Below are 25743 nucleotides of genomic sequence, written 5' to 3'. Positions count from 1 at the left end.
CTATCCGTTTACAAAAATTTAGGCTCTCTAGAATCCGATTCAATTTTATTACGGATTTTCTAAATCGGACGGCTAATATCGCGATCGATCGCACCAAAAATTTTTCATGGCTATGCCGCAGAAACGATGGCAATGAGGAGCGCGTCATACCAATTCGCCGATGCTCCTCCACTTCGTGGGAGTCCGCGTCGGTTCGCAATTATCGGTTCGCAATTAGTCAGTCGCTCTGGGTGCAAGGCTTTTTCATTGAGCATCTGTAGCGTTCTTTTTTTAGAAATAGTATTAGCTGCTTGAAAAATCCGAATTCGATCTCGTCGATACGCTGAGTGTTGAGGATATAGAGAATTTAACGATGACGGAAGACTGGCTCGATGCTATCGTCGATTAATGGGAGCAAGACATACCTTGCTCGTACAAATTAATTACGGAGACGGGAATGTTAGACCAACGCGATTGTACGCTTATTATTGACAAAAGTGGCAGCATGTCAATCAAAGACCAGCCGGGAGGCAGAAGTCGCTGGAGTTCGATGCAGGAGTCAACCCTGGCTTTGGCAAGCAAATGCGAAGAAGTCGATCCCGATGGCATTACCGTCTACACCTTTTCGGGACGGTTTAAGCGCTACGACAACGTTACCTCTAGCAAAGTCCGACAAATTTTTCTCGAAAACGAACCCCTCGGCAGCACGGATTTGGCAGGGGTTCTGCAAGATGCCGTCAACGGTTACTTTCAGCGCAAAGCAGCCGGACAGACAAAGCCGAATGGAGAAATTATTTTGATCGTCACCGATGGGGAACCCGACGATCGCAAGGCAGTGATGCGCGTCATCATCGAAGCGTCGCGGCGTATGGAAAAAGACGAAGAACTAGCGATTTCTTTCATTCAAATCGGCAATGATGCCGAAGCAACGCGCTTTCTCAAGGCGCTAGACGACGAAATGCAAACCGTCGGGGCAAAATTTGATATCGTCGATACGATAACTATCCAAGATATGGAAAATTACACCTTAACAGAAGTTTTGCTCAACGCGATCGCTGACTGATAACTAATATTAATTGTCAGGAATCAGCGATCGGTAAATAGAATCCCCTACGCTATAGTAGCCTGAGGGTATGTGATATGGACGAAATGGAGAATTTACTCGCCCAACTGAAAGCCGAGTACGAACAAAATCAGCTAGCATCGCCATCTTCGGAACCAACGCGATCGCAACCGCTTATCGATAATTTACTAGCAGAGGTGAAGGCTGAATTGGAAGCTCCTAAAAACTATTCCCCACAGCCGCTACAATCGACTTCTCCAGCAACCGTTGCGTCCTCGTCAGATAATAGGGTCTTACAAGACATTCAAGCTGAATATCGAGAAAAAGAGCGATTGGAACGAGAACGCCAACAGCAAGAACTCCGAGAACGGCGGCAGCGAAAACGACAGGCATTGAGGCAACAAGCGCAAGAGTGGTTAAAAAAACTCAATCCTCGTTCTGAAGAAGGGATGTGGTTTGAAGAATTTTCCTATGCTTACGACAATAAGCTAGAAGCGGCGATAGATTATCTAGAAGCGTTACGAGAAAGCCATTTTTAGCGATTGGGTTATAAATAGTTAAATTTTTGATGCATTGCGCGATCGCTAGCACCTCCAAATCGCTAAACCTCTGTAAAATTAGTTAGGCAATGGCATTTCGCGATCGCGATCGGATCGTTCCCGATCTATGCTAATGACAGCCATTAAAAAACAAAATTTTATCGATCGTCCACTTTAATAGGAATTCCCTGTGGCACAAGCATCACACTGGTGGAAACAAGTTTGCTATGCGATTGGCAACCCGTCATTCAATCGAGTCGAGAGACAACTGATTAAATTTCTCTCTAAAAAATCATTCCGAAAGGCAATTGGTTGGTTTCTTGGCGCTTTGGGGGTTACCGCGATGCTGTTGTGGAACTGGAAACTGGTACTGGCAACGGTTGCTGGGGTAGGATTGATGTTGCTTGTCTATTTTATGCAGGGATGGAACTGGCAAGCCTACTGGTTCCATTGGCGACAGTTTTTTACAGGATCTCAGGGAAAGTTGACCGTTGCGGTTGGAAGCGGCGGGTTTGCTGCCTTGAGTACCTATATTGCCGCTTCGATTTGGGCAGACTCTGAGAACCGCTGGCTGGCAACGGGGACGATTTTACAGGGGGTTGGGACTGTCTTGACGCTTCTCCTTTTAATTTGGCACTTGATTTGCGATCGCGATCGGCGAGATGAGGGAAAATTCGAGCATCTATTGTCAGATCTAACAGCAGCCGATCCCCTCAAACGCCTGATAGCCGTGCGACAACTCTCCCATCTGGCTAACCAACCTCGTTTGCGTCAAGTTTACCGGCCTCAGCTGGTCGAATATTTCTGTCTGATGCTCTCTAGGGAACAAGAACCCGGCGTTCGAGAAGCCGTACTGAAAAGCCTTCAGAAATGGGGAGCGCAGTTGCCAAAAGAGCGCAGCGAGCGTCCCGTAGCTATTGCGATCGACCTCCAACCCTCTCCCAAACGGGTGTATCGAGAAATGTGACATCCTCTCCCGATAAATCGGGAACTTCCTAACCTCACGATTAGGCATTCCTAGTTATTTCCATCACTGGAGTTTCGCTTCTTATCTAGAGCAGCCCCATGACTTACTCCTCGACAGACCGACGGACACTCAAATGATGCGCCCGCAGGTGGCGCATCCGCGTCCTCAACTGCATAGGCGTTTTCGATTCCTGCGAGTCCCGCAGTACTCTTTATGTGTTGACCCAGATCCCATCAGTACTCCGGTTATGTTCGCAGACGAGGTGCGGGGGCGAACCTGCGTCGCCACATTGAGTGCCGTCAGCGTAGAGTGTCTACGACCTGACGGCCGGTTCGCCCGTATATTCCTTTTGGCTCGGTTTGATTTCTGAGCTATTTCTAGCTTATATCACTTACATGGCAAGCAATATGAAGATTTCAACAAGAATTATAAGTGCTGCCCGCGCTCTCATCCCACCGATAAATTAGGGGACTTCCCGCGCGGAAGAAGTTAATCTTTCCGTTTGACCAGCATTCGCAACCTACTGGGCGCGGCGACGGTTAAACCGCGACGAACTGGCTTCACCGGACAATTGCTAGTCAGTGCCAGTTGATAGCAAGATAGAATGGTCGCCAGTACCAATTTCATCTCCATCATTGCCAATGCCATGCCGATGCAGCGACGATTGCCGCCGCCAAAGGGAAAATATTCAAAGGGAGAATATTGTCGCTCCAAAAAGCGCTCTGGCTGGAAACGCTTGGGTTCTGGGTATAAATCTTCGCGATGGTGGGTTAGATAGATACAGGGAGCCAGCACCGTACCCGCTTCAAACTGATAGCCCATGAGTTCTAGCGGAGCTTTTAAGAGGCGAGGGAAGGCAGCTAAAGCAATGGGATAAATTCGCAGGGTTTCTTGGCAGACGGCGGTAAGATAAGGAAGTCGAACGATCTCGCCGGGAGCAGCTCCTTCTGGGAGACTGGCTAGCTCGGAGCGCAGCTTTTCTTGCACCTCTGGGAGATAATGAATCCAATACAACGCCCAGGATAGTGCCGATGCGGTCGTCTCGTGTCCGGCAAACAAGAGCGTCATCAATTCATCGCGCAACTCTTGGTCTGTCATTGGCTTTCCTTCTTCATCGCGAGCCGACATCAGTAAGGTGAGAATATCTTCGCCGTCTAAATGCCCCCGTTCTCGACGTTCCCGAATCTCATCGAACAAAAGGCGATCGACTCGTTCCTGTTGGCGCAAAAAGCGACTCCACGGACTCCAGTTTCCCCAATCTTTTCGCAGCGCCGGAAAAAACATCGTGGTAGAACTGAGGGGAGAACTGATGGAATCGAGCATCGAACCGATAAGTTGCCGCAAGCGATCGCAGCGCTCCCCTTGCTGCAAGCCAAACACGGCTTGTAAAATAACTCTCAAGGTAATTTCTTGCATGTAGGAGCGGACTTGAAAGGATTTGCCTACTTGCCAAGGTTCTGTTACTTGTCGGGCAATCTCGCAGATGAGATGACCGTATGCCCGCAAGCGATCGCCGTGAAAAGGCGGCATTAAAAGCTTTCGCTCCCGTTGGTGTCTCGCGCCATCGAGGGATAATAGGGAGTTTGCCCCTAGCAATAAGTAAATAAATCCTCCCCTCATCCCCGTATCGAATCGATAGGGATCGCCTGTAAAAATCTCTTGGATTGCCTGGGGGTTGCTGACGTAGACGAAGGGATTTTTTTCGCTGCCGACAGTCAAGAAATCGCCATAGCGTTTTCCATAATCGTCCATGTAGTCTATGGGACGAAAAATCAGATTGAGCATCCGCAGCAGTTGAGGCGTTTTCGGACGAGGCGGTAAGGTCGTCAAATTTTCTGGCTCCGTTTGCTGAGACTTGGTTTTTAGCATGGCTCTACATCTCTGTCTGCCGTTTAGACTGGCTTTCCCACAGAAGAGTTCATGAAACAGTTTGCCGCGATCGTTTCCTCGGCGCTCATTTTATCCGCACTACCTTACCTGCTATTGTAGTCGTCCGAGCGAATTTGACGGTCTCTAGATGCATTGTTAGCGAGCCACGCAGGAAACTTGGCTTCTAGTTCCCAAAAAAAGTAGCCATCTTTACTCGATGGCTAACCCCACGCTAATACAATTAATCCCAATGCTCTAAGAACTATCTACAATCTCTTTCGGTGAAATTACGGAATTGAGAAGAATTTTTTTCTGTTCCGGCATAAAGTTTTGTATGCGCTTCCGATTTCCAACTTTTCCTTGTACCTATTTTCGATCGGTGGTAACGGTACAAAACTATCTTTGGATATAAACCCTAAAAAATTTTCTCGACATAACTGAGAAGTTAGAATTCTGCCTAAAAGCCTTCTGCCTTCGATCGCGAAGCGAGGTTGAGGACGGGGCGTCGGTGGCAGCCGCCGACGCCGTTGTGTCGTCCCAGATCTCTTTCTAATTGGCTAAGTTAATAATTTGAGTAGTAACGCTCATACTTTCTTCGTAGAGCATGTCGCGACCCCAGCGTTGAAATTGCCGACTCAAGAGAGTCTCCGTCTTTTGGTCGGATAGGGGCGTAACTTGCTGAATGCGACAAGCTTGAGCGCCGCCGCCTGCTTCCATGCGCATACATCCGGTCGTTTCCGAACACAGGACGGTGCAGCAATCTGCTTCTAGGTTGGTAGAACTCAGGCGCAAGCTAATCAGGTCGCCCGGTACCTCTCCCGAATCGGCTAAAGGAATGCCAGCTAACTCGGCTTCAATAGAGCGGCAATCTTCGGAGATCAAGCTAATCAGCCGGATGTCATAATCGCCGCCTTCTTTTCGGTAAGAAACGGGTCGCCACTTCAAGCGACTGGCAATCCAGCCTAAGAACATGAGCGCCTGGGAGGGGTTGCCCTTCTCGTAATCGATGGTCACGCGATCGATTTCTGAGAGCGCCTGGCGGCGTTCTGGCGGATCGAAGGCTTCAGCCGTCAATTCCTGCCAAGCGGCAAGCCGTCCCCAGTTCAAGTCAGCCATGGGAACGCCTTTGGCGAGGAGTTCCCCAATCCGCAACAAGTTGGCTTCTGGTTCTTTAAAGGTACTCGAATCGACGATAATCGTGTCGCACAGAGAAGACAGTCGCTTGAATAGACCGTATTCGAGTTCGGGACTGGCTTTCCACCAGAGGAATTTGGGCAGTCCGTTAATCGTCAGTTCGGACACGATGCCGCCAATTCGCTCTAAGGCATCGGCAGTTCCCCGCAACATGATGTACTCGCAACAGATTAGCTTGTTATGAGTTCGTTTTTGAATCGGACAATAGGCGGAAACCTGAGCCGTTACCCCTTTGTCTTCCTCGGTAGTGGGGCACAGGGTAATGATGCGACAGGGGTTAGAAGCCGCGATCGCGTCGGCAATGCCCGCTCCTTCCAAATCGGGAGAATACTGCTTTTCCATTCTCTGGGTGGCATCGTCAAGTTTGCCTTCAGCTTTGGCTTGTTGATATTCCTCTTGTAATTTCTTGAGAAATATTTCGTCTGACTTGCCCGTTGCTTCCAAGCCATAAGCTTTTTGAGCGGACTTGATTGCAGCAGTCGTTCGCGGTCCGGCAATCCCGTCAATCGGTCCAGTGTAGTACCCCAAAGAGGCTAACATCTGCTGCGTTGGCGTGGGTTCGTATATCAACAAGCTAAATGTAGCTGCCCGCGTTGCGGCTATTCCTTCTTCGTTTTCGCCATAGAGTTTCCAGATTTCTCGCAGTTCTGCCTCAATTTCATCGATTGAGACATCTTTGGGAGCTTGCAAGGAAACTAAAGGGGAGATTTCTGTGGTAGTCATTTGTCTTTAGTCCTCTGTCTTCTGTCCTTCATTAGAGTCTTCTCCAACGCCGACCGTCTCGGTTGATTAACAATTCGGCTTCTGGGGGTTCCCAGGTTCCTGCTTCGTATTGAGGAATGGTTGCGGGGTCGGCGGGTGCATCCCAAGCGGCTAAAGCGGGCGTAACGACTCGCCAAGCTTCTTCTACTTCGTCGGCGCGAGTAAAGAGCGTTTGATCGCCCAACATCGCGTCTAGCAACAGTCGATGGTAAGCATCCGCTCCTGCCATACCAAAGGACGACCCATAATCGAAGTCCATCTCTACCGTTCGCGTCCGCAGTTCGGAACCGGGCATTTTCGCTTCAAAGCGCAGCGAAATCCCCTCGTTGGGCTGAATGCGCAGGCTTAATACGTTGGGGTTGGTTTGATGCGCCACGGACTGGAAGATGAGCAAGGGAACGTCCCGGAACTGAATGGCAATTTCGCTCACTTTTTTGGGCATGCGTTTGCCCGTGCGCAGATAGAAAGGAACGCCTTGCCAGCGCCAATTGTCGATGATTAGTTTGAGAGCCACAAAGGTTGGGGTTGTCGAGTTAGGATTTACGCCGGGTTCTTCTCGATAGCCGCGAACGGGTTTGCCCTTCATCCAGCCTGCTTTGTACTGACCGCGAACTGCCGATCGCTCTAGGTTATGAATATCGGCTAGATGGGTAGTTTGCAGGACTTTGACTTTTTCGTTGCGAATGCTGTCGGCATTGAGGGCGTTGGGCGGTTCCATCGCTGTAAGGCTAAAGAGTTGGAGTAAGTGGTTTTGCACCATGTCTCTCAACGCGCCGGCGGTGTCGTAGTAACCCGCCCTGTCTTCTACGCCGACGGTTTCTGCTACCGTAATTTGTACGTGATCGACAAACTGTCGATTCCACAGCGGCTCAAAAATGGCGTTGGCAAATCGAAAGACTAGGAGATTTTGAACGGTTTCTTTGCCGAGGTAGTGGTCGATGCGATAGACTTGCTCTTCTTTGCAGACTTTTTGCACGACTCGGTTTAGCGTCTGTGCCGAACTCAAATCTTTCCCAAACGGCTTTTCAATGACGAGGCGAGTTTTGAGCGGATCTCGAAGCATTCCTGCTGCGCCGAGTTGTTTGATCGCCGGGGCAAAGAAGTTGGGCGAGACGGACAAATAAAAGACGCGGTTGCCCCTCGTTCCTCGCCGTCCGTCGAGTTCTTCCAACAGGGCTTTCAGCTTTTGATAGCTTTCTGGATCGTCCATATTGCCGGAGCAGTAATACAATCCCTCGGCAAAGTCTTGCCATAAGGCTTCGTTGCCGATGCCATTGGAGAATTCTTCGATTCCCTGGCGCATCTGTTCGCGGAAATAATCATCGCTCCAATCTCGGCGAGCAACGCCAACAACCGTCATTTCTGCCGGAAGCCTGCGTTCTCGTTTGAGTTGATATAAAGCGGGAATGAGTTTGCGCTGCGTTAGATCCCCAGAAGCTCCAAAGATGACTAGAATGAGAGGTTCTGGAGTTCTTTCTTGGCGCAGTCCGACTCGCAGGGGATTTTCTAGGAACGTTACCATCTACTCTTTTGCTCCTTCTATTGCTTCGAGTCTTGCTAGAACGGCTTCGTATTTTTTGGCGGTCATCTCGGCAAGTTTTGCTGTCAGCAAGTCAATGATTCCTCGATATTTAGCCTCCATCTGAGCTTCAACTTCAGCCCGAATTTTCTCTTTTTCTACTGCCAGTCGTACTTCCCAATCCAAATCTCGTTGTCTGAGTTCGGCTTTGAGCTGTCGATTTTCTTCTCGTAATTGCTCTAATTCTGCGGCTACTAATGCAGCGCGTCGTTCTCTCTCTTGAGCCTGTCTTTTGAATTCTTCTTTTAAATGCTCGTTTTCCTGACGTAATTGCTCTACTTCCGAGAGAGTTTTTTTCTTTGGGGTGGAGTTTTCTTGTTCTTTTACCAAACGTTCGACTATCTTCGCAGTTGGAGTGCCATTGGGCGATTCTTCCACTGCCTTTTGCCAAATTTCTAACTGCTGTGCTGGGGGAAGTTTAGTAGGGGGACGAACTTGACGTTCGTTGGTAGGAAATTTGTCTCCCATGGGAGACAAATTTTTGATAACCTCTGCTGCTTTAAGTAATCGATACGCTGATGGTCTCGTCAGACTCCACTTTTCCTTGCAATACGCTTCAAAGGTTTTGTGGGTTTCGCGGTAGAGTTTTCTGTCTCGAATCTCAATCAGCGCCTGACCGACTTCGTAAAACGTCTGAAGTCCTTGAGCGACGATCGCTTCGATTTCCTGCAATCGCATTTTTTCTGTATCGTTTAGCGGTGCAATTTCCAGATGGTACTTGGTTTCGTCTGAAGACGCTTCGCAAACGCGGAAAGCTCGATCGAGCTTGAGTAAGGAATAAGCACTTGACATGGGAGTTTCCAGAAGTAGAGGAGCGATCGCCGGGGAAAGGAAATTTTCCAATCCCCTTCTCACCACTGACTAAACAGTAGCTAACTGCTTGACTTTAGTCTCTAAAGAAGACATTAAGGACTCGAAAGGTTTGACGAATTTATCGATTCCGTCTTCGAGCAATTCATCCATCACTTCTTTAATATCGATGTCGATATCGGGATCTTTGAGACTTTCCATCAGTCGATACGCGCCTTCGACATCGCTTTCGATGCGATCGCCGGGATGGCAATGGTCGGCACAAGCTTCGAGAGTTTGCGGCGGTAGCGTATTAACCGTGTTAGCGCCGATGAGTTCGTCAACATACATCACGTCGCTGTATTCGGGATTTTTGGTGCTGGTAGAAGCCCAAAGCAAGCGCTGCACTTTTGCTCCTTTTTCTGCCAAGGCTTGCCAGCGATCGCTGCTATAGATTTCCTTATACTTCTGGTAAGCAATTTTGGCATTGGCGATCGCCACTTTACCTTTGATGGCTCGCAATTTTGCCTCTTGCTCGATGCTGTCTACGCCGGCTTTTAGTTTGGCATCGATGCGGTTGTCGATGTTGGTATCGATGCGACTGAGGAAGAAACTGGCCACCGAAGCAATTTTACTAATATCCTTGCCTTCAGCCGCCCGCTTTTCTAGTCCTCTTATGTATGCCCAAGCGGTTTCGACATAACTATCGACAGAAAAGAGCAGGGTGACGTTGACATTAATGCCCTCGCTAATCGCTCGTTCGACCGCTGGCAAGCCTTCCGGCGTGCCCGGGATTTTGACCATTAAATTCGGGCGATCGATGGTTTGAAAATAGCGTCTGACTTCTTTGATAGTCGCCTCTGTATCTCTGGCAATCGTCGCCGGGATCTCGATGCTGACGTAACCGTCTAATCCGTTAGTTTCTTCATAAACTGGCTTCAAAATATCGCAGGCATTGCGGATATCGGTAAAAATTAAAGACTCATAAATTTCTGCGACCGACTTTCCGGCTTTTATCCCTGCTTCGATATCGGCATCGTAAATTTTATTGCCCGCGATCGCTTTCTCAAAAATGGCTGGATTGGAGGTAATTCCCACAATTCCCCGATGCTCGATTAATTGCTTCAATTCGCCCGATTCGATGAGGTCGCGGCTTAAATTATCCAACCAAATACTTTGACCGTATTTCTTCTCGATCTCAAAAATGGGATTCGTTGCTGTCGTCATCATTAGCTCCCTCCAATTCACTTCTTTCGATCCTTCATTTCTCACTCAAGAATGCACCGGAACTTGGATCTCTTGACCTCGCCGTTTCCAATCCTGGATAAATGACTCGACCAACTTAACATCCTCGGTACTGCCAATAATCAAAGGAGTCCGCATGTGCAGTTTATCGGGCACGATATCGAGAAGGTTTCGCGTTCCATCGCTCGCTCGTCCTCCCGCTTGGTCGATTAAAAAAGCGAGGGGGGCGGTTTCGTAGAGCAAGCGCAATTTTCCTTCTGGTTTTTTAACCGTTCCCGGATAGAGAAATACGCCGCCTTGCATCAAAATTCGGTGAATATCTCCCACTAGCGCGCCGCTATAGCGTGCCGTGTATCCTTCATGGCGATGCACATAGCGCGTGTATTCCCGAAAAGGTTCTTCCCACTGCCAAAAATTGCCCTCATTGGTGCTATACACGGGTCCGTGTTCTGGGATTTTGATATTCTCTTGGGAGAGAATAAATTCTCCCAAGCTCGGATCGAGGATAAAGGAATGAACCCCGTGACCGAGAGAATAAACCAGTACGGTAGCTGGACCGTAGAGAATGTAGCCGGCGGCAATTTGTTGGCGACCGTCTTGCAATAAATCGCTCGCTTGTCCGTCTAAATCTTCTCCTTGTTGTTGGCGAATCGAGAAGATAGAACCGATGTTCAAATTGATATCGACATTAGAGGAGCCATCGATGGGGTCGTAAAGTAGGCTGTAGCGTCCGATGGGGCAGTTTTCTGGGATATAATAGGGTTTTTCCATTTCTTCCGATGCCAAGCGACAGACCAAACCGCTTTGCTTGAAGACGGAGATAAATACCTCGTTGGCATAGACATCCATCTTTTTGACCGATTCCCCTTGGACGTTAACTTCGCCCGTAAAGCCCAGTACGCCTGCCATTAATCCAGCGCGACTGAGGCGACGGGAGATCAGTTTGGCAGCCAGGGCAATGCGGCTCATAATCGCGCTGAGATCTTGAGCTTCTGGGGAGAAACTCTGAAATTGTTGGAGAACGTGGCGAGAGAGGGTCGTGCAGTCCCGATCCAAGCTGTGCTCTGGAATGATGAGCTGTTCGGAGTTATACATGGTTTTTACTTTTCCCTAAGGTGTAGCAACGATCTCTCTAAGAGCAGTAACACCGACCTTACTAAAGCCTCTGAGAAGGATTTTTCGTCGCTTTTCCTATGATAGGAAAAGTTTTTTTGCGAGCCTGGGAACTTTAGACAAGCTTCAAGGTTGCTTCAGAGAAATCGCGTTGAATCAAGCTCTGATGCATTAATTGTTTTAATTCTAGCGCTTTAAAAAAGCGGTCGGCGCGATCGCTAGGGTCGCCCACCGATTCAAGAGCGATACTATTTTGGATTATTGAGAAAAACCGCCTCATCAAAATTTGAAAAACTTGTTTATTCTATCGCAGCCATCCAATTAATTCAAAATCTTGTTTTTATGCTACTTTAGAAAAGTTGTCTAATATCGCACATCCAGGCTTTCGGGTTTGTTATTGGTCATTAGTCATTGGCAAGAAACAAAGGACAAAGGACAAAAAACAACATTCCTGGATGGAGGATCAACCCGAATCGGAGAAAAAATTTACCTATGCCAGTTGTATCGCTTGCTGAATTGCTAGAATCGGGAGTTCACTTCGGGCACCAAACCCGTCGTTGGAACCCGAAAATGTCTCAATATATTTATACGGCTCGCAACGGAGTCCATATTATTGACTTAGTGCAGACCGCCCAATTAATGGAAGAAGCTTACGATTACGTGCGTAAGTCAGCCGAGGCGGGGAAGCGGTTTTTATTCATCGGCACCAAGCGTCAAGCTGCCGGAATTATCGCGCAAGAAGCCTCTCGATGCGGCGCTAACTATGTCAACCAGCGCTGGTTGGGCGGAATGCTTACCAATTGGGAAACGATTAAATCGCGGCTCGAGCGATTGAAAGAACTGGAGGCGCTCGAAGAAAATGGTAGTATTGCCAAACGACCCAAAAAAGAAGCCTCCGTTCTGCGCCGAGAACTCGCCAAACTACAGAAATACCTCAGCGGTCTCAAAACTATGCGCAAGCTTCCCGATATTGCGGTCATTGTAGACCTGCGACGGGAATACAATGCTATCCGAGAATGCCAAAAATTGGGAATTCCCATCGTATCGCTGTTAGACACTAACTGCGATCCCGATGTCGTTGACGTTCCCATTCCTGCCAATGACGATGCGATTCGCTCGATTAAACTCGTGATCGGAAAATTGGCGGATGCCATCTATGAAGGTCGTCACGGACAGCTCGACACCGACGAGGATTACGAAGAGTTTGAAGAAAGCATTGAGGAAACCGATTACGAAGAAGAAGGCGAAGACGAAGAGGATTACTCGGACTTAGCAGCAGAGTATGCTAACGAGGACGAAGACGAAGATAATTAACTAAGAGTTAGGAATTAGGCGTTCGGAATCGATTTTACTTAAATTAAAAGCTCCGAACTCCGAACTATCAACATGTAGTGTAGGAACACGAGTAAAATGGCGGAAATCTCGGCACAACTGGTCAAAGAGCTACGTGAAAAAACTGGCGCTGGCATGATGGACTGCAAAAAAGCGCTGCAAGAAACTAACGGCGATATAGTGGCTGCTGCCGAATGGCTGCGCAAAAAAGGTGTTGCCTCGGCAGAGAAAAAAGCGGGTCGAACTGCCGCTGAGGGATTAGTCGGTAGCTATATTCACACGGGAGGTCGGATTGGCGTTCTAGTAGAAGTTAACTGCGAAACCGACTTCGTAGCCCGTGGGGAAAAGTTCAAAGAATTGGTTAACAATATTGCCATGCAAATTGCTGCCTGCCCCAACGTTGAATACGTGAAGGTTGCGGATATCCCGCCAGAAGTCGTCCAAAAAGAGAAAGAAATCGAAATGGGACGAGAAGACCTGGCTAACAAACCCGATAATATTAAGGAGAAGATAGTCCAGGGTCGGATTGAAAAGCGCCTAAAAGAGCTGTCTTTGCTCGACCAGCCCTACATTCGGGATCAGAACATCTCCGTTGAAGAGTTGGTCAAACAAAGCATTGCCGAACTAGGCGAAAACATTCAAGTACGACGTTTTGCTCGTTTCGTTCTAGGAGAAGGCATCGAGAAACAACAAACCGACTTCGCTCAAGAAGTCGCCGCTCAAACCGGTCAAAAGACGAAAGCAGTTGAAGAAAAAACCAAGCCGGAAGCTAAACCCGATACCAAGGCTACAACCGTCGAAAAAGACAAAAAGTCCAAAGGAGGCAAAAAGAAAAAATAAGACGCTCCCAAAAAAATTGTAGAGACGCGATGAATCGGGTCTCTCCTAAAAAAGGCAAAAGGAAGGAAACTTGTTTCTCAACTTTTGCCTTTTTACGATTAATGATTATATTTAAAGAATCCCTGAAGAAGTGCACAAGGGGGTATCTCGCTCGGATTCCTATTGAATTGACAAATTGATATGGCCAGAGCAATGCAACAAATCAAGCAAGATCTAGCAACAATAGAAGAGAAAGTTGCTAATCTTGCCGTTGAACTACGCGCGCTCTATGGCAGATATCTAAAATTATTGGGTCATTCAGCCCGAAAACAGTTAATTTTGGCAAGCTATCAGATTTGCACTCAAGTCTATCCAGAATCATTTTTAAAATTATCTGGAAGCGATCGCCAGAAACTACAGGAAAATCTGAGAAGACTAGGAAAAAATCTCCAGTTTCAGCTACTCGCACTTTTAGATCTTCCCATTCATTCTAGCGATCCTAGCGATGTAGCTACCCTAGAAGCAGAAGAACTTTTATTGCCGCCTTCCGAGGAAGCATCGTCCCCAGCAGAAACAGAAATCCAAGCACAAGAGCCAGAATCCGAAAAAATTGCCAATCCAGAAGACCTAATTCGTTGGTGCCAACAAATAGAGCAAGGCATTCAAGAGACCTTAGAAACTTTATCTCAAGAAGTTAATTTCTATTTGCAAGAAGCCCAAATTTTACCCGCTCAAGTGCCAGTAAAAGTTCTAGAAATGGCAATGCAAACTGAAGCAAGCGCTGCCTCGGCGAGCGGTTCCCCCAATCTCCTAAGCTTATTAATCGAAACCGAACGAGAAGGCGAACGAGAATCGCCAGCGCCCAAAGAGAATGCCAAAATAACCAAGCTGACAGCCATTCATCTGCGACTTGCAGAGATTGAATTTTCCGACCCGACCTTAAACATCGAACGCGATCGCGTTCGCACTTGGCTAGAAAAACTCAAAAAAATTCGGCAACAATATCGCCAACTACAGCGTGAATATGCTATCGCCGAAGCTGAAGCAGCATGGCGCGCGACTTGGTACGAAGATTAAGGAATTATGAACGAGCGATGATGAATTCTGAAATTCCAGACTGGGTACGGTTGCAAAAAGCGCTTTCGATAGAAGCACAACGGGGTTTTACCGACCTTGCGGGCAATCAATATCGCTTTAGCGAATTTCTCTGCCTGAGTTTCGGACAAGCTCCTCCCGTCGGCACTCCTGGATCGGAACGCCGTCGCTGGCAGGAATTTGCACTTCGGTTTGCCCGCTATCCCCAACTGCCCCCAGCGCAGCGTCAATCGCTCGTCCTAGAAGCACGTCGCTTTCTCTACGACCTCAGACAGACGCTAGAATCTTCACCCGAACTCTCTCAACCCAAACTTCCTCGTACGAAACCCGCGCTCGGGAATAGTAAAACAGCTAGCGATTGCTTCGTCAGTCTCGACGATCCGATCGGCACTTTAGCCGAGGTAGGACGCATCAGAGGGAAATCTTTAGAAGAGCGTCTCGGTTTGCGAACCGTGCGCGATCTTCTCTTTTACTATCCCCGCGACCACATCGATTATGCCCGTCAAGTCAATATTGCCCATCTCGTCGCTGGAGAAACCGTAACAGTCATCGGAACCGTTAGACGCTGTAACTGCTTTACCAGTCCCAAAAATAGCAAATTAACGATTTTTGAGCTACTTATAAGGGATAAAACCGGACAAATCAAGCTCAATCGTTTTTTTGCTGGAACTCGCTTTACCAATCGCGGTTGGCAGGAAAATCAAAAACGACAATATCCCCTCGGTTCGGTAGTCGCTGCCTCTGGGTTGGTCAAAAAAAATAAGTATGGCTTGACGCTCGAAGATCCAGAAATTGAAGTACTAGATAGTTTGGGAGCGAGTATCGAATCGCTGAAAATCGGTCGAGTACTGCCCGTTTATCCGCTATCTGAAGGCATCACGGCCGATGTCGTCAGAAAAGCGGTGATTGGGGCGATGGGGGCGATTAGTCAAATTAAAGAACCCTTGCCAGTCAGTCTGCGGAATCAATATGGATTGCTGGGGTTAAAAGATGCGATCGCCAATATTCATTTTCCCACCGATGTAGATATTCTGGGTCATGCGCGACGGCGATTGGTGTTCGAAGAGTTTTTCTACCTACAATTAGGATTTCTCCACCGCCGCCACCAGCAGCGTCAAACTGAAAAAAGCGCCATTTTTACCCCTTCTGGTCAATTAATCGAGAAATTAAATCAAATCATTCCTTTTAGCTTGACTAATGCTCAAAAACGTGTTATAGGAGAAATTCTCGCCGATTTAAACTCCTCCACGCCGATGAATCGCTTAGTACAAGGAGATGTAGGTTCGGGCAAAACAATCGTTGCCGTCTTTGCCATTCTTGCCGCCATTCAATCAGGCTATCAAGCTGCAATGATGGCACCAACAGAAGTCCTAGCAGAACAACATTACCGCAAAATCGTCAGTTGGTTTAACTTGCTGCATCTCCCTGTAGAACTCCTCACCGGATCTACCAAAGTCTCTAAACGTCGGGAAATTCATGCTCAATTGCAAACGGGAGAATTGCCTTTACTCATAGGAACTCACGCCCTCATACAAGACCCCGTTAACTTCCGCAGATTGGGTTTAGTCGTCATTGACGAACAACATCGCTTTGGCGTGCAACAACGGGCGCGTTTGCTATCCAAAGGACAATCCCCTCATGTTCTCTCCATGACGGCAACTCCCATTCCCCGAACGCTAGCGCTGACCATGCACGGGGATTTAGACGTGAGTCAAATTGACGAATTGCCTCCAGGAAGGCAACCGATTCAGACGACCGTCTTATCGGGAAGAGAACGCAGCCAAGCGTACGAACTCATTCGGCGAGAAGTTGCCCAAGGACGACAAGCCTACGTGATTTTTCCAGTCATTGAAGAATCAGAAAAGCTTGACGTTCGCGCCGCCGTAGACGAATACCAACGCCTGAGAGAAACTATCTTTCCCGACTTTCAAATCGGGCTATTGCACGGGCGCATGAATTCCCAGGATAAAGAAGCAGCCCTCAATGCATTCAGAGACAATCAAACGCAAATTATCGTTTCTACCACCGTCATCGAGGTTGGGGTAGACGTGCCCAATGCGACCGTGATGTTAATCGAAAATGCAGAACGGTTTGGCTTATCCCAGTTGCATCAGTTGCGGGGTCGCGTCGGTCGCGGCAGTCATAAGTCCTACTGCTTATTAATGAGTAGCAGTAAAACCCCAGATGTCCATCAACGATTGAGCGTACTAGAACAGTCTCAGGATGGCTTCTTTATCTCCGAGATGGATCTGCGGTTTCGCGGTCCCGGCGAAATTTTGGGCACTCGTCAGGTGGGATTGCCCGATTTTGCCTTGGCGAGTTTGGCGGAGGATCGAGAGGTGTTGGAATTAGCGCGGGATGCGGCAGAAAAGATTATGATGAGAGATCCAACTCTCAAAGAGATGCCCTCTATCAAAAAAGAGTTGGAGATCCGCTATCAACGGCTGTTAGGTGGAAATATTTTGACATAGATACGCTTCGAGTTGCAGCGCGAGTCCGGTGAGAAAATCGGCAGAATGTTGTTGACCTTGCTCTGCTGCCATACTTGCCACGCCGCGCATGACTTCGACCAACCCGATATCGATTAAATCTGGATTGACCTTGAAGCTTATATCGGTTGCTTCCTCGTCGCCCAAAGCTGCCAGCAGCGATTCGATTAATTCGAGATAGGCGAGATAACGTTCTGCATCCATAAAAGTACCTTAGATTGCGTGTTTTAATCGCGACTGGCTTGCCGAAAATCGAGCGATTCCCTACGGGAGCGCTACGCGGATCGCACTGCCCAAGACCATAAAATTGTAGTTACTAAAACTCCTCAAGCTCGTTCGGTTCCGAGTTCAACATTTCTGGTGCCTTGGGGAAAATGGGGATTTCTTGTAGTTGACCGAGAATCTGGTTTTGAGCGATAGCGTTGACATCTTCAGCAAGAGAAGCTTGCAACTGTTCAATTTTAGCTCGAACTTCTGGTGAATCTACGGCTGTTTGTTGTCGAAGCTTGATATTCCCTAAGTTGCTTTGATAGGTTGCCAGTAAAGTTTGGGTTTCTAGATATCCTGGCTCTCGCTCATCAACCGTTTTTAACAGTGCGATCGCGACTTCCCACAGACTAACGCATTCGTGCCATTGGGTTGCGCCAAGGGGAGAATTTTGACAGGTTTGAGCGGCTTGGTCGGCAAATTGCTTGGCAGTATCGATTAAAGTATTGGCGCGGTTGTTACGGGCGACTAAACTGGAAGCTTGTTGAAAGTCGCTTTGATAAGTATCGAGTTTGGCGTTTGCCCTCCTTCGTGCGAGAGTAGCCGGAGGAAGTTTAAATAATTCATCTAAAGCTGTTTGCCAAGTCTGAATGGCTGCTTGCTTTTGTGCTAAGATAAACGAGCGATGATAAGCTTGTTTGGCTTGCTGGATCGTTGCTTCTAAGGTTTCGAGTCGAGCGATCGCATTTTTTTCTTGGAAAATTATCGTTTTCATGCGCCCAACCCGAGCGCGTAACGCCCTAATCTCATCCCACGTCACCTGCCAAGATGGCTGGCGTTCGTTGTCTAAAACTTCTACAGGCAAGGCATCGAGATTTTTTTGCGCCTGTCGAACTTTTTGTGTGCCCAGTTGTAGATCGTTTTTGCTGGCAGCTCGATCGACGAGTTGCTCTGCTTGTTCTAGATGAGCGATCGCCTCTCGATAGTTTCGATCGATCTCGACATGGGTAGGGAAAAGTAGAATCGATGCAGTTCTAGCGACGGGTTGGCGAGTTGAGGGTAAATTGACCAGCCAAACTAGCCCTGCCAAACCCGCCAAACCTGCCACTGCCCAGGGCACAACGGCTACAGGACTGAAGGTTCGATTCGCTTGCGCTGCTATTTTGAGGGCTTGTTCGCTAAAATTGGGAAAGATATCGCTCGTTAACTGACGCAATTCTTCTTCGGCAATTGGTTTGCCCGCGCGATCGCGCAGCTTTTCTAGGCGCTTGAGCGCGATATCTCTTGCGACTTCTGGGACGAATTTTTCGTTAGCAGCACATTTTTCTACTTCAGCCTGTAGAATTTTCCAAGCTTTTTGATTCAGACGCGACATATCCTTAACCTCTAGCTACCGGAATTAGTGTTCCCAAATTCCCACCAATTCGCACTAAGATAGCGACTAGAAAAAAGTTTTTTTCTCTCCGCCTATAGGCGATAAATATTCGATAGCAGACGGCTCAAGTAGAAAATATGTTGCGTCCTATCGATCGCTGGTAACCGTTCCGTGACACTCGATAGTCTGCAAATTAAAGAAAAAGCCTTGTCTTTGGGGTTTCATCAAGTCGGTATTGCTGCGATCGCAAACGATCCAGACGACTCAGCCGTTGCCCGCCTGCAAGCTTGGCTGGCTCTAGGATATCATGCGGATATGGCATGGATGGCGAACTCAAAACGCTTCGATATTCGTGCCTGCATGAGCGAAGTACAATCTGTCATTTGCGTTGCCCTTAACTATTACACGCCCCATCAACGTCCAGAGGGCAAGGAATACGGCAAAATTTCTCGCTATGGCTGGGGAAGAGATTACCACAAGGTAATGCACAAAAAGCTCAAAGCCTTCAGTCAATGGCTGGAAGCGCAAGCAGAAGGCATTCAAACTCGTTATTATGCCGATACGGGTCCCGTACAAGATAAAGTTTGGGCGCAACGGGCGGGAATTGGATGGATTGCCAAAAATGGAAATGTAATTACGAGAGAATACGGTAGTTGGGTATTTTTAGGCGAAATTTTGACCAATATAGCCTTAAAACCCGATACTCCCCATGCAGAACACTGCGGGACTTGTACTCGCTGTCTGGAAGCTTGTCCGACAGGTGCGATCGCCAAACCTTTCGTAGTGGATGCCAATCGCTGCATTGCTTATCATACGATTGAGAATCGCGCCGAAGAATTACCCGCATCGATCGCCTCCCATTTGTCTAATTGGATAGCAGGATGCGATATTTGTCAAGATGTCTGTCCGTGGAATCAGCGTTTTGCGAAAGAGACGAATATTGCCGATTTTCAGCCTTATCCTTGGAATATCGGACCAAAACTTAGGGAATTAGCCGAGATGAGCGATGAAGAGTGGGAGCGTCGATTTCCAGCCTCAGCGTTACGAAGGATTAAACCTGCGATGTTGCGTCGAAATGCTCGTGCTAATCTAAATAAATAAGGAATTCTAAAGAATCTAATATTAAAGAGCCAATTATCCAGAAGCAATTGCTGGAAATTGCCACCTTCTTCTCTCAATCCCAATGCAGAAACGTCAGATCATTACTATCGAGTTTTTCGACTCCGTGGTAGCTACTTCTAAATAACAATGACAGTTAAAGTAATAATTTTTGATTTTGATGGAACTATTGCAGATACTCACGACGCATTAGTTGAAATTACCAATCGCCTAGCAGGAGAATTTGGTTATAAACCCGTAGGTCAAGACGAACTTGAGATCTTAAAGACTTTAAGTTCTAGAGAGATTATAAAACGATCGCAGATTGCAGCAATTAAAATTCCCTTTCTCCTGAGAAGAGTCAAAACGGAATTAGGCAAAAAAATTAGAGATCTCAAACCAGTTACGGGAATGGAAACCGCTCTATTTTGTCTAAAGGAGCAAGGTTATCAATTGGGAATTGTTACGTCTAATCAAAAGGATAATGTCTGCGCTTTTCTAGAAAATAATAACTTAGAATCGCTGTTTGATTTTATTTATTCGGGAGCTTCTTTGTTTGGAAAACATAAAGTTCTCGAACGAATTCTCAGACAATATAACTTACAACCCGATGAAGTCATTTATGTTGGAGATGAAACCAGAGATATCAATGCCGCCAAAACAAGCCGTGTCAAGGCAGTCGCCGTCGGTTGGGGATTCAATTCGCCATCGATTTTAGCCCAACATCAACCCGATTGTTTGATTTATCGTCCCCAAGAACTCGTCCGCGCGATCGCGACTTGTCAAACCGTCGCTCGAAAAGCGCTTTAAGCAGCTAGAGCTAATCAAATTTAGATCTATTATTTTAAGAGTTTCCTATTGCGAGCGCCACTAAAACTACTCGTGACTTTCAGAGATCGCACTTGCTGGCTTTCTGGTTATCCATCTTCGCAATTTCTGTACCAGCGAAAAGGGTTTTTGTTGGGGTTTGGGAGGTTTGGATAAATCTATCGAACGCGATGCGACAACGAAACGACCCCCAGATTTTTGGCGAATAATCGGAAGATAAACCGAACGATATTCGCAAATTTTAAATCGTTCGGCGTGACGCTGTTGTACTCTAACAAAACGACTGTCTTGGTTGACTTGAGTTGCGATCGCCTGAAATTCCAAAATTGCTCTTTCTAACTCGGCTGATAATAGATTAATCCGTTCCGACTGCGCCTGTAACTGTTTTAAACCAATTTTGATACGTTCTTTAGGGTCAGTCTCAATAAAATTTTGAGATTCTAAAGGGAGAGCAGGAACTGACGTTAACAGTTTCTTCATATTCGTTGAGGTGTTAATCCTTCTTCAGATTGTAGAACATTAGTACCATGCGTACAAGATCGGTCGAGAGCGATCGCTACTTGAATTCCGATTATAAATCCTAGTATTTGTACGAGAATATAGGTAACAGGATAGATATCCTGTAGCGCGTATTAGGAAATTGCATCAATGGCATTAACAGAATCGACCATGTTATCCCTGGGAACAAAAGCGCCCGATTTCCAGCTACCGGATGTTGTCTGGGGCAAGACGATTTCTCTAGAGACATTTGCCGACAAAAAAGCGCTTTTGGTGATGTTTATTTGTCAGCATTGTCCTTTTGTTCAACACGTCAAGCACGAGTTAGCCAAGCTTGGCAAAGACTACACCGATACCAAACTCGGCATTGTTGCCATCAGTGCCAACGATGTTGCCAACTATCCCGACGATTCTCCCGAAAACCTCAAAGCTATGGCAGAGGAACTTGGCTTTACTTTTCCCCTATGCTACGACGAAAGCCAAGAGACGGCGAAAGCCTACACGGCTGCTTGTACGCCAGACTTTTTCCTGTTCGATGCCAACAGAGAGCTTGTTTATAGGGGGCAATTGGATGACAGCCGCCCTAACAACAATATACCCGTGACGGGTAAAGATTTACGCGCCGCGATCGATGCCCTACTGGCAGGCAAAGAAGTCGATTCTCACCAAAAACCCAGTATCGGTTGCAACATCAAATGGAAACGCGGCAACGAACCTCCCTACTATGGTTAAAGATTTCAACGTATATGTCGCGCAGGATTCCCTAATCTTCCATAAGCTTGCTGATGAGTCTTTATGGACGATTTGAAAGTATTGACAGAAGAAAGTTTCGTAATTGGTTTAAGCTTACATCTTGTACTTTTGGCATCAACGCCTAGAATTTTAGTTCTAGGCTCAAAGCTCAACTCGATTAAAATTGACTGAAATTCCCATCGGGTTCTCTTTAGAAGACTTTTTCTATCTTTCTATCAGCTAGGAAATTAATTATTAAGGGCGATTCCATCCTTTAAAATCCTACTCAAGTCAATACCATTGGGCGAGTTTGGCAACAAGCTTGCTAGTCTTGAACAATAATCACTACGGTAATGTTATCGGAGCCTCCAGCTTTTTTAGCGGCTTCGACAAGCTGCGTTGCGGCTTCTTCGCAGGTCTTGCTCGACTGAAGGACTTCGCTAATCAGTTCGTCAGGGACTTCTTCTGTCAATCCATCGCTGCACATCAAAAGGCGATCGCCTGCTTTAACATCCAAAGGATAGATATCCATTTGGTGTAAATCCTTGCGTCCCAGACATTGGAATAACACGTGCCGCCAGGGATGTACTTTTGCTTGTTCTGGCGAAATGTCTCCGACTTTGAGCGCCCGTGCTACCCAGGTATGATCTTCGCTAATCTGCTCTAATTGGGAATCTCGCAATCTGTAAAGACGGGAATCGCCGATATGAGCATACCAAGGTTGGTTTTGGCGGAACGCGACCACCACGGCAGTCGTTCCCATATCACCCCGTTCGGGATGGTCGTATTGATCTTCGAGAATGCCTTGATTGGCTTGTTTCAATGCCTCTTCTAAGAGAACGTCGGAAGCCATGTCGGAATCCCAATGTTCGTCCAAGTAAGCCGCGATTCGCTTAGTGGCAATTTGACTGGCTTCCTGTCCGCCAGCATGCCCTCCCATGCCATCAGCGACTATAAAAAAGCGCCCTTCAGGGTCGAGATAGAAATTATCCTGATTGACTGAGCGCAGCAATCCGGGATCGGTAAGACCCGTGAAGCGACGTTTCATCATTGGCAAGCTTGATTCCAACACTGTAATATATATGGTCGATCGATTATATAGTTAGGAAAGTGATACTCAATGATAAACCAGATTTGCGTTTAACCTCTAAAATTTATCATTTTCCTGTTGCTTGTTTGTCAGAGTTGTCCTTAAAACATTCGATCTAAGCGATCGAGCCGTCTGAGCAGGCGAAAGAATGCCCAAGCGGGAGCTATTGCTAACAAAAGAACGGCTATTGCTGCTTGTACTTTGCCATAGACATATAAAATTGTCGCGGACAAGATGAAGGTACCAATAAGTAAAGTATAGTTAGTTCCGAGTTGAAGCGCACTCAAACGTCGCAAAATTCGATCGGATTCGCTAGAGCGCACCCGAACTTTAATATCGCCGCGTTCTAATTTCTCGATCGTATCTTCGATGCGTCGGGGCAGTCCCAACGCCGTACTGCCAACTCGCGCTGCTTCTCGTCCCAGTTCGTCAAAAATATTGCTTCCGTTTCTACCGTTTGTGTTGCTCATAAGCTGTATAGCAAATGGTTGTGCCACCTCCATAAAGTTAAATTCTGGATCTAACCCTTTGCCCACGCCTTCTAGAGTTGAAAAGGCTCGCATAACAAAAGTAAACGTTGCCGGAAAGCGAAAGGGTCGATCGTAAGCGATTTCGTAAAGATCTTCGCTAATTTGGTCGATCGATTGCTCTTCAAACGGCTTATCCATGAAGTTATCCAGCATGAACTGGATCGAACGCCGCACGGAACTCATATCTCCTGTCGGCTCCAATGCTCCCAGATCGATCAAAGAATTCACTACGCGATCGGCATTTTTCTCGGCAATGCCAAACAGGGTCTGCATTAATTTTTCGCGGATATTGGTCTTAATCTCGCCCATCATACCGAAGTCGTAAAAAATCAACGCTCCGTCGGGACTGACCGCCAGGTTGCCGGGATGGGGATCGGCGTGAAAGAAGCCGTCATTGAGCAATTGTTGCAGATAAGCTTTAGCCCCAAGTTTAGCCAGTAATTTTCTATCTAGCCCAGCCGCTTCTAGGGCTTCGTAGTGACTGATTTTAATCCCAGGTACGTATTCGAGCGTTAAAACTCGCGGCGACGTATAACGCCAGTAGACTTTAGGGACTTTCACCCAATTTTGAGTGCGAAAGTTGCGGCGGAAGGTGTCAGCGTTGCGCCCTTCGTTGAGATAGTCGGTTTCTAGCCAAAGAATGCGGCAGCACTCCTCATATATTCCCAGCCAATCGCGTCCTTTACCCCACTTAGGATGATTTTGAAAATAATGGGCAATCTTTTTGAGAATGGCCAGATCGATAGTGAATAGCTTTTTCAAACCGGGACGCTGGACTTTGACGACCACTTCTTCCCCGGAATGCAGTTGGGCTTTATGAACTTGTCCCAAGCTAGCCGCCGCGATGGGAACGGGATCGAAATGGCGAAAGAGTTTATTCATCGGCTTGCCTAAATCGGCTTCCACAATCGCGACCACTTGTTCGTAGGTAAAGGCGGGAACTTGGTCTTGTAGTTTGGCGAGTTCTTCTACGTATTCGGCGGGGAATAAATCTGCTCGCGTCGAGAAGAGCTGACCGACTTTAATGAAAGTCGGTCCCAACTCCAGCAGGCTTTCTCGAATCCAAGCTGCTTGCACTTTTCTGCGTTGGAAAAGCTTGGCTTCCTCGTACCCGCCCTTATAGCTCCACTTTTTGCCGTTGAGCCACAGTTTGAGCAGCAATAGCAAAATGAACCGCCAAATATCAAAGCGTCGGCGATTGATAGAGTAATTTTCTTGATTCCAGCGATAGGCACTCTTAGGGGATGGGTTTTGGAGAATGCGCTTGCTGGAGTCAGAATCGGGTGAGTACCGAGCGGTGTTGTTAGTGTTGGGAGACGGGGCAGACACTCGTTTTGTTTTCGTGAATCTTTACTGGAGATGATGTTAATCTCAAAAATTGTAAAAATTTTTAAGAAAAAATTAACAATTTGAGGGCACGGCTGAGGAATAACGCGATCGCGTTTCAAGGCGAACTAACTGCGAAAATTTTTGATTTCTGCCCGCAGGCGAGCGATTTCGGCTCGCAGTTCGTCGATTTCCTCCTGTAAGTCTCCAGAAGACTCTGCTGCTCCTGTCGTGCTTTCTTGAGCAGCTTCCCGCTCTGCCCTGGCCTGAACTTCTTCAACGAATTTGCGCAGGCGCTCTCGCTGTTCGGCATCGAATTTGCCCAATTCGCTAAGGGCGTTGGTAAAAGTCTCTTCAACTTTCTCGTTTAGGACTTCAGCTAAAGCCCTACCAAAAAAAAAGGCACGCAGAACTGGATTGCTCATGGGAAAACTTTCTTAATCAGTTTCGTAACAAATTATATCTTGCTTCTCTAAAAACCTGGGATCGAGCAGGAAGGCTAAATTCCGAAAAGAAGTTAAGCCTAGGAAAACTGTAGCGATCGCGCTAGCATACTGACAACGGGTAAAAGTCTCCTCATAAAAACGAGCAATCGCGCCGCCCATTGACCGTTTTCAACTCACAAAGGAGAAAGGACGAATGACAAAAGAATTGATAAAAATTCTGAGCGGCATTCTTTTTCTCAGTTGCATCAGCCCCGTTGCAGCACATAACATCAAAACCGATGGCGATGTTGGCGCAACGTTTCATATCGAACCCAATCATAATCCCCGCGCGGGAGAACCAGCTAGAGCTTGGTTTGCCTTAACTCGTCAAGGCGGAGAACCGATCGCCCTAGATCGGTGTAACTGTCAGTTAACCGTTCGTCCTCAATCTAGGGATATAGAAAGTTCATCAATTCCCAATCCTCCACTCAAGGCTATTTCGGCAGAACGGTATCGAAATATTCCTGGGGCAGATATTGTCTTTCCGGAAGCGGGAATCTATGAATTAGAGATCGGCGGAACTCCTAAAGGAGAGGCAAAATTTAAGCCGTTTAAGCTAGCTTATAGCGTTACCGTTCTTCCTGGAAAAACTGTCTCTCAAAAAAGTTCTTCACAGCCAGCAACTAACAAACAAAAGGAAGGGCAATGGATAGGGGTTGCGATCGCGTCTATTGCTATTCTCTCGACGATTAGCATTTATCTGGCGAAAAAACCGTCTGAATCCAAAGAAAAATAGTCCG

Annotated in this window: 25 protein-coding genes; 11 read left to right on the top strand and 14 right to left on the bottom strand. The window is 47.3% G+C overall.

Annotated elements, in window-relative coordinates; all coding sequences use genetic code 11:
* Positions 1–110 precede the first annotated feature (110 nt).
* Positions 111–254, bottom strand: coding sequence for a hypothetical protein (locus PLE7327_RS25010; protein ID WP_186005342.1), 144 nt, complete (start codon positions 252–254; stop codon positions 111–113).
* Between the two features lie 182 nt (positions 255–436).
* Here PLE7327_RS25010 and PLE7327_RS20080 point away from each other — a divergent pair, with 182 nt between their 5' ends.
* The 3 genes from PLE7327_RS20080 to PLE7327_RS20070 all read left to right on the top strand — a co-directional run bounded on the left by PLE7327_RS20080 (position 437) and on the right by PLE7327_RS20070 (position 2548).
* On the top strand, positions 437–1042 hold the full coding sequence (locus PLE7327_RS20080) for a VWA domain-containing protein (RefSeq protein WP_015145605.1): 606 nt from the start codon (positions 437–439) through the stop codon (positions 1040–1042).
* A 77-nt stretch (positions 1043–1119) separates the two neighbouring features.
* Entirely contained in the window at positions 1120–1581 is a 462-nt protein-coding gene (locus PLE7327_RS20075; RefSeq protein ID WP_015145604.1) for a salt stress protein, Slr1339 family, read from the top strand.
* A gap of 190 nt (positions 1582–1771) precedes the next feature.
* On the top strand, positions 1772–2548 hold the full coding sequence (locus PLE7327_RS20070) for a hypothetical protein (RefSeq protein WP_015145603.1): 777 nt from the start codon (positions 1772–1774) through the stop codon (positions 2546–2548).
* Positions 2549–3037: 489 nt separating this feature from the next.
* Here the strand turns inward: PLE7327_RS20070 and PLE7327_RS20065 are convergent, their stop codons facing one another.
* The 6 genes from PLE7327_RS20065 to fbp form a co-directional block, all read right to left on the bottom strand.
* Positions 3038–4417, bottom strand: coding sequence for a cytochrome P450 (locus PLE7327_RS20065; protein ID WP_015145602.1), 1380 nt, complete (start codon positions 4415–4417; stop codon positions 3038–3040).
* Positions 4418–4966: 549 nt separating this feature from the next.
* Complete coding sequence (gene opcA / locus PLE7327_RS20060; protein ID WP_015145601.1) at positions 4967–6334, bottom strand: glucose-6-phosphate dehydrogenase assembly protein OpcA; 1368 nt, start codon at positions 6332–6334, stop codon at positions 4967–4969.
* Between the two features lie 31 nt (positions 6335–6365).
* Positions 6366–7895 (bottom strand): glucose-6-phosphate dehydrogenase, encoded by a 1530-nt coding sequence (zwf, locus tag PLE7327_RS20055; RefSeq protein WP_015145600.1) that lies wholly within the window; start codon positions 7893–7895, stop codon positions 6366–6368.
* On the bottom strand, positions 7896–8795 hold the full coding sequence (locus PLE7327_RS20050) for a hypothetical protein (protein WP_217523215.1): 900 nt from the start codon (positions 8793–8795) through the stop codon (positions 7896–7898).
* Between the two features lie 18 nt (positions 8796–8813).
* A complete protein-coding gene (gene tal / locus PLE7327_RS20045) occupies positions 8814–9971 on the bottom strand; it encodes a transaldolase (RefSeq protein WP_015145598.1) in 1158 nt (385 codons plus the stop codon).
* Between the two features lie 42 nt (positions 9972–10013).
* Complete coding sequence (gene fbp / locus PLE7327_RS20040) at positions 10014–11081, bottom strand: class 1 fructose-bisphosphatase (RefSeq protein WP_015145597.1); 1068 nt, start codon at positions 11079–11081, stop codon at positions 10014–10016.
* A gap of 510 nt (positions 11082–11591) precedes the next feature.
* Here fbp and rpsB point away from each other — a divergent pair.
* The 4 genes from rpsB (at position 11592) to recG (ending at position 16816) form a co-directional block, all read left to right on the top strand.
* Complete coding sequence (gene rpsB / locus PLE7327_RS20035) at positions 11592–12413, top strand: 30S ribosomal protein S2 (protein ID WP_015145595.1); 822 nt, start codon at positions 11592–11594, stop codon at positions 12411–12413.
* A 96-nt stretch (positions 12414–12509) separates the two neighbouring features.
* Positions 12510–13271, top strand: coding sequence for a translation elongation factor Ts (tsf, locus tag PLE7327_RS20030; RefSeq protein ID WP_015145594.1), 762 nt, complete (start codon positions 12510–12512; stop codon positions 13269–13271).
* A 192-nt stretch (positions 13272–13463) separates the two neighbouring features.
* Complete coding sequence (locus PLE7327_RS20025; RefSeq protein WP_015145593.1) at positions 13464–14327, top strand: hypothetical protein; 864 nt, start codon at positions 13464–13466, stop codon at positions 14325–14327.
* A gap of 20 nt (positions 14328–14347) precedes the next feature.
* Positions 14348–16816 carry an ATP-dependent DNA helicase RecG gene (gene recG / locus PLE7327_RS20020; protein WP_015145592.1) on the top strand — a complete coding sequence of 823 codons (2469 nt, stop codon included), beginning with the start codon at positions 14348–14350 and terminating at the stop codon, positions 16814–16816.
* On the opposite strand, the gene PLE7327_RS20015 is transcribed toward recG, so the two are convergent.
* Positions 16793–17038, bottom strand: coding sequence for a hypothetical protein (locus tag PLE7327_RS20015; RefSeq protein ID WP_015145591.1), 246 nt, complete (start codon positions 17036–17038; stop codon positions 16793–16795). The two genes, recG and PLE7327_RS20015, sit on opposite strands and share 24 nt — an antisense overlap.
* A 112-nt stretch (positions 17039–17150) precedes the next feature.
* Positions 17151–18416 (bottom strand): hypothetical protein, encoded by a 1266-nt coding sequence (locus PLE7327_RS20010; RefSeq protein WP_015145590.1) that lies wholly within the window; start codon positions 18414–18416, stop codon positions 17151–17153.
* Between the two features lie 171 nt (positions 18417–18587).
* Between PLE7327_RS20010 and queG the strand changes: the two genes are divergently transcribed.
* Positions 18588–19517, top strand: a complete 930-nt coding sequence (gene queG / locus PLE7327_RS20005; RefSeq protein ID WP_015145589.1) for a tRNA epoxyqueuosine(34) reductase QueG — start codon at positions 18588–18590, stop codon at positions 19515–19517.
* 147 nt (positions 19518–19664) lie between these two features.
* On the top strand, positions 19665–20324 hold the full coding sequence (locus PLE7327_RS20000) for an HAD-IA family hydrolase (protein ID WP_015145588.1): 660 nt from the start codon (positions 19665–19667) through the stop codon (positions 20322–20324).
* 66 nt (positions 20325–20390) lie between these two features.
* On the opposite strand, the gene PLE7327_RS19995 is transcribed toward PLE7327_RS20000, so the two are convergent.
* A complete protein-coding gene (locus PLE7327_RS19995; protein ID WP_015145587.1) occupies positions 20391–20822 on the bottom strand; it encodes a hypothetical protein in 432 nt (143 codons plus the stop codon).
* A 168-nt stretch (positions 20823–20990) separates the two neighbouring features.
* On the opposite strand from PLE7327_RS19995, the gene PLE7327_RS19990 reads away from it, so the two are divergent.
* Positions 20991–21572: a thioredoxin family protein gene (locus PLE7327_RS19990; protein ID WP_015145586.1), complete on the top strand. Its 582-nt coding sequence runs from the start codon at positions 20991–20993 to the stop codon at positions 21570–21572.
* A 325-nt stretch (positions 21573–21897) separates the two neighbouring features.
* On the opposite strand, the gene PLE7327_RS19985 is transcribed toward PLE7327_RS19990, so the two are convergent.
* From PLE7327_RS19985 to PLE7327_RS25005, 4 genes are all read right to left on the bottom strand, one after another.
* Entirely contained in the window at positions 21898–22623 is a 726-nt protein-coding gene (locus tag PLE7327_RS19985) for a Stp1/IreP family PP2C-type Ser/Thr phosphatase (RefSeq protein WP_015145585.1), read from the bottom strand.
* Positions 22624–22763: 140 nt separating this feature from the next.
* Positions 22764–24452, bottom strand: coding sequence for an ABC1 kinase family protein (locus PLE7327_RS19980; RefSeq protein WP_371265307.1), 1689 nt, complete (start codon positions 24450–24452; stop codon positions 22764–22766).
* Between the two features lie 194 nt (positions 24453–24646).
* The gene (locus PLE7327_RS19975; RefSeq protein ID WP_015145583.1) at positions 24647–24943 is read right to left on the bottom strand and encodes a DUF6825 family protein; all 297 of its coding nucleotides are present in this window, start codon (positions 24941–24943) and stop codon (positions 24647–24649) included.
* Between the two features lie 12 nt (positions 24944–24955).
* Positions 24956–25123: a hypothetical protein gene (locus tag PLE7327_RS25005; protein WP_015145582.1), complete on the bottom strand. Its 168-nt coding sequence runs from the start codon at positions 25121–25123 to the stop codon at positions 24956–24958.
* 34 nt (positions 25124–25157) lie between these two features.
* On the opposite strand from PLE7327_RS25005, the gene PLE7327_RS19970 reads away from it, so the two are divergent.
* Positions 25158–25739: a hypothetical protein gene (locus tag PLE7327_RS19970; protein ID WP_015145581.1), complete on the top strand. Its 582-nt coding sequence runs from the start codon at positions 25158–25160 to the stop codon at positions 25737–25739.
* Positions 25740–25743 lie beyond the last annotated feature (4 nt).

Origin of the sequence: Pleurocapsa sp. PCC 7327 (assembly GCF_000317025.1) — a bacterium.
Taxonomy (GTDB): Bacteria; Cyanobacteriota; Cyanobacteriia; order Cyanobacteriales; family Microcystaceae; genus Hydrococcus.
The sequence above is the reverse complement of the archived record's forward strand: the minus strand, read 5'-3'. Positions and strand labels throughout refer to the sequence as shown.

Coding starts and splice junctions, on each gene's coding strand:
- PLE7327_RS20075 (WP_015145604.1), top strand. CDS start 1,120: ATGGACGAAATGGAGAATTTACTCGCCCAACTGAAAGCCGAGTACGAA.
- PLE7327_RS19985 (WP_015145585.1), bottom strand. CDS start 22,623: ATGATGAAACGTCGCTTCACGGGTCTTACCGATCCCGGATTGCTGCGC.
- PLE7327_RS19995 (WP_015145587.1), bottom strand. CDS start 20,822: ATGAAGAAACTGTTAACGTCAGTTCCTGCTCTCCCTTTAGAATCTCAA.
- rpsB (WP_015145595.1), top strand. CDS start 11,592: ATGCCAGTTGTATCGCTTGCTGAATTGCTAGAATCGGGAGTTCACTTC.
- PLE7327_RS20015 (WP_015145591.1), bottom strand. CDS start 17,038: ATGGATGCAGAACGTTATCTCGCCTATCTCGAATTAATCGAATCGCTG.
- PLE7327_RS20080 (WP_015145605.1), top strand. CDS start 437: ATGTTAGACCAACGCGATTGTACGCTTATTATTGACAAAAGTGGCAGC.
- PLE7327_RS25010 (WP_186005342.1), bottom strand. CDS start 254: ATGCTCAATGAAAAAGCCTTGCACCCAGAGCGACTGACTAATTGCGAA.
- PLE7327_RS20065 (WP_015145602.1), bottom strand. CDS start 4,417: ATGCTAAAAACCAAGTCTCAGCAAACGGAGCCAGAAAATTTGACGACC.
- PLE7327_RS20000 (WP_015145588.1), top strand. CDS start 19,665: ATGACAGTTAAAGTAATAATTTTTGATTTTGATGGAACTATTGCAGAT.
- recG (WP_015145592.1), top strand. CDS start 14,348: ATGAATTCTGAAATTCCAGACTGGGTACGGTTGCAAAAAGCGCTTTCG.
- PLE7327_RS20025 (WP_015145593.1), top strand. CDS start 13,464: ATGCAACAAATCAAGCAAGATCTAGCAACAATAGAAGAGAAAGTTGCT.
- opcA (WP_015145601.1), bottom strand. CDS start 6,334: ATGACTACCACAGAAATCTCCCCTTTAGTTTCCTTGCAAGCTCCCAAA.
- PLE7327_RS19990 (WP_015145586.1), top strand. CDS start 20,991: ATGGCATTAACAGAATCGACCATGTTATCCCTGGGAACAAAAGCGCCC.
- PLE7327_RS25005 (WP_015145582.1), bottom strand. CDS start 25,123: ATGGGCGGCGCGATTGCTCGTTTTTATGAGGAGACTTTTACCCGTTGT.
- tsf (WP_015145594.1), top strand. CDS start 12,510: ATGGCGGAAATCTCGGCACAACTGGTCAAAGAGCTACGTGAAAAAACT.
- tal (WP_015145598.1), bottom strand. CDS start 9,971: ATGATGACGACAGCAACGAATCCCATTTTTGAGATCGAGAAGAAATAC.
- PLE7327_RS19970 (WP_015145581.1), top strand. CDS start 25,158: ATGACAAAAGAATTGATAAAAATTCTGAGCGGCATTCTTTTTCTCAGT.
- fbp (WP_015145597.1), bottom strand. CDS start 11,081: ATGTATAACTCCGAACAGCTCATCATTCCAGAGCACAGCTTGGATCGG.
- PLE7327_RS19975 (WP_015145583.1), bottom strand. CDS start 24,943: ATGAGCAATCCAGTTCTGCGTGCCTTTTTTTTTGGTAGGGCTTTAGCT.
- PLE7327_RS20010 (WP_015145590.1), bottom strand. CDS start 18,416: ATGTCGCGTCTGAATCAAAAAGCTTGGAAAATTCTACAGGCTGAAGTA.
- zwf (WP_015145600.1), bottom strand. CDS start 7,895: ATGGTAACGTTCCTAGAAAATCCCCTGCGAGTCGGACTGCGCCAAGAA.